At 43.4% G+C, this 2,456-nt stretch carries 3 protein-coding genes and 1 pseudogene; all 4 read right to left on the bottom strand.

Annotation, left to right across the window (positions count from 1 at the left end; all coding sequences use genetic code 11):
• A pseudogene (tnpB, locus tag T472_RS00800) lies at nucleotides 1–950 on the bottom strand (IS200/IS605 family element RNA-guided endonuclease TnpB); the annotation flags it as partial.
• Nucleotides 947–1,132, bottom strand: coding sequence for a helix-turn-helix domain-containing protein (locus T472_RS20170; protein ID WP_242864745.1), 186 nt, complete (start codon nucleotides 1,130–1,132; stop codon nucleotides 947–949). The pseudogene tnpB and the gene T472_RS20170, both read right to left, overlap by 4 nt.
• 589 nt (nucleotides 1,133–1,721) lie before the next feature.
• Nucleotides 1,722–2,054 (bottom strand): hypothetical protein, encoded by a 333-nt coding sequence (locus T472_RS00795; protein WP_023388108.1) that lies wholly within the window; start codon nucleotides 2,052–2,054, stop codon nucleotides 1,722–1,724.
• A 165-nt stretch (nucleotides 2,055–2,219) separates the two neighbouring features.
• Nucleotides 2,220–2,372 (bottom strand): hypothetical protein, encoded by a 153-nt coding sequence (locus tag T472_RS20045; RefSeq protein ID WP_023388107.1) that lies wholly within the window; start codon nucleotides 2,370–2,372, stop codon nucleotides 2,220–2,222.
• Nucleotides 2,373–2,456: the final 84 nt, after the last annotated feature.

Below are 2,456 nucleotides of genomic sequence, written 5' to 3'. Positions count from 1 at the left end.
AGAGTTCTTATCCTGAGTCCTTCAGCCAGTATATTTTTTGCTGCATTGACGTCGCGGTCATGCTGGGAATGGCAAACTGGACAGGTCCACTCCCTTACATGGAGTTGCTTCTTCCCGTCCTTGTGGCCGCACTCTGAGCATATCTGACTTGACGGAAACCATCTGCCTATCCTGATGACTTCTTTTCCATACCAGGCAGCCTTGTACTGCAGTTTCGATACAAGGCTCGTCCATGATACATCAGAAATGCTTTTTGCCAGCTTGTGGTTGCGCATCATACCCTTCACATTAAGGTCCTCGATACAGATGATGTCGTGGTTTTTGACTATCTCTGTACTGAGTTTGTTCAGAAATTCATTTCTCTGGTTCGCAACCCTTTCATGGAGCCTTGCTACCTTCCGTCTCTGCTTCTGATAGTTCCTGGCTTCAGACAGGAGGATTCCCCTTTTTTCTGCAGCAAGTGCACGCCTTGCAAGCTTTCGCTACTCCCGTCTCAGCCTCTCTTCCATTTGCCTGGTGAAGTGGTTGTTGCCATTCCTGCTGCCGTCTGACAGGACTGCAAAGTCAGTGATTCCGAGGTCAATTCCGACAGCTGAGTCAGTCTTTGGCAATTCACGTATTTCCTCTTCACAAAGGATTGATACGAAGAATTTCCCACTCGGTTTCCTTCGTACTGTGGCATTCAGTATACGCCCTTTCATATCCCTGCTGTCTGCAAACCTGACAAGGCCGAGCTTAGGCAGCTTCAGGCAGTTCCCGGATACTGCGATATTGTTGTTAGTGAATTGTGTAGTGTAGCTTTGCTTAGGGCTCTTTTTGCTCTTGAACTGGGGATGCTCATTCTGTCCTTTGAAAAAGCGGGAGAAGGCATCCGACAGGTTACGGAGCGAATTCTGAAGGGAGAACTTATCCACTTCACAAAGCCATACTGTTTCCGGGTCCCTCTTCATCTTGGCAGAAGTTTGGAGCATGCGGAATAAGTAAGGCATTTGCCAGTCTCCTCATATTCCTTGTTCCAAAGTTCCAGGAAATGGTTGTATACGAACCTTGAACTGCCTATCGTCTTTGCAATCAGCGTTTCCTGCTTCTTATCATGATAGATACGGTATTCATAGGACTTATGCTGCAGCACTGCACTCACCTCCACCACTATAAAAGCTTGAACTGTCTTATTTCTTTCCTTCCTCTGTATGTACCTGCGGATTTGTTCCTCGGTGCTTTCGATCTGCAGATGCACATAATCATTATGCGTTTCAACATCCAAAATATACAAATCATTGTTAGTAGCAATCAGATTTAACAAATCCTTCACATATCTATCTATCTGACCTATAAGGCTGTCGTACCGTTATTTTACGCACCAGATTAGATGGTGTTGAATCGTATGGACATATCCGCATCTATAATGTATTTTAGACATAAGAATACCTTAGGTCCGTATAACATTTGTATAATGAAAACTACTGGTCAAGGTATTTTGTGGTAATCATTACATGATATATGCTAATGTCTTAAGTACTGCCTATTTTTTCACTTCGCTTGCTAACTCACAACTGAAGTCACGAGTTTGCGCAAGCATTTTCATCAATAATCTGGAGGGTACCGTTTCTAATATTTTCGGTAACCATCTTTTTGAATTTTTCATTCATGAAAAGTCCTACTGTCTGCTCTGCAGCATTGCTCTTCACCCTGTAGTTCTTGTCAAATTCAGGGTTACCGATCTAAATGTCCTGGCCACCGAAAATCTTCATTGCTTTTGTTATTCCACTTTCCCTGTAAATGGTAAGATTATAATCATTCTTTTTGACAAATGACGCAACTATCCTTGTATAGTGTGTAGTTGTGCTGTGACTATGGTTATCATGGCCAGCAGGTCTGTTATTGTGAGTCTCACTATACATGTCCATTTCAATTTCCCAGTTCTTGTAGGTAGCAACGACCTTAGGACCACCCTTAAGCATCCCTCTGTCAATGAATTGATCACCTATTTCCTCGCTTAGAAGCTTCCAGCTTTCTGCCCTGTCCTTACCAGTCAGTTTACTGAACAGACCCATGATTCCACTACCCTATTCATCTCCATTATATACCCTTAATAACACAATACTTCACCCTATGATCCCTTCACGGAAAATTTACAGCATGCTGATTTGGTCAAAAGAAACCCCGGCAATTAAGCCGGGGTCCCTTTTGCCGGTCCTATATGACAAGCCTGCTATCGCTTAATACGTCGTTGCATTGAATATCTTGTTCATTTCCTGCCACGGTACCCAGACAACGCAATGTGCGGCAACATATACAGGAGCTTTAAGCTTGTCTATGGTAATTGACCATTCTGTCTTTCCGTCAACATCCTTAGGATTAATCGGGAACAAGCCAGGCGAATCAACTACTACAGTAGTCTTACCCCTCTCCTTTGTAGGAAGCGGGTCTTTGCCTACTGTTAAAGATTTCTAGTT

This window comes from Youngiibacter fragilis 232.1 (genome assembly GCF_000495435.3).
Classification (GTDB): Bacteria; Bacillota; Clostridia; order Clostridiales; family Clostridiaceae; genus Youngiibacter; species Youngiibacter fragilis.
Note: the sequence above shows the minus strand (reverse complement) of the source record. Positions and strands in the feature narration are given on the sequence as shown.

Excerpts from the sequence above, each read along its gene's own strand:
- T472_RS00795 (WP_023388108.1), bottom strand. The coding sequence starts at position 2,054 with ATGGGTCTGTTCAGTAAACTGACTGGTAAGGACAGGGCAGAAAGCTGG.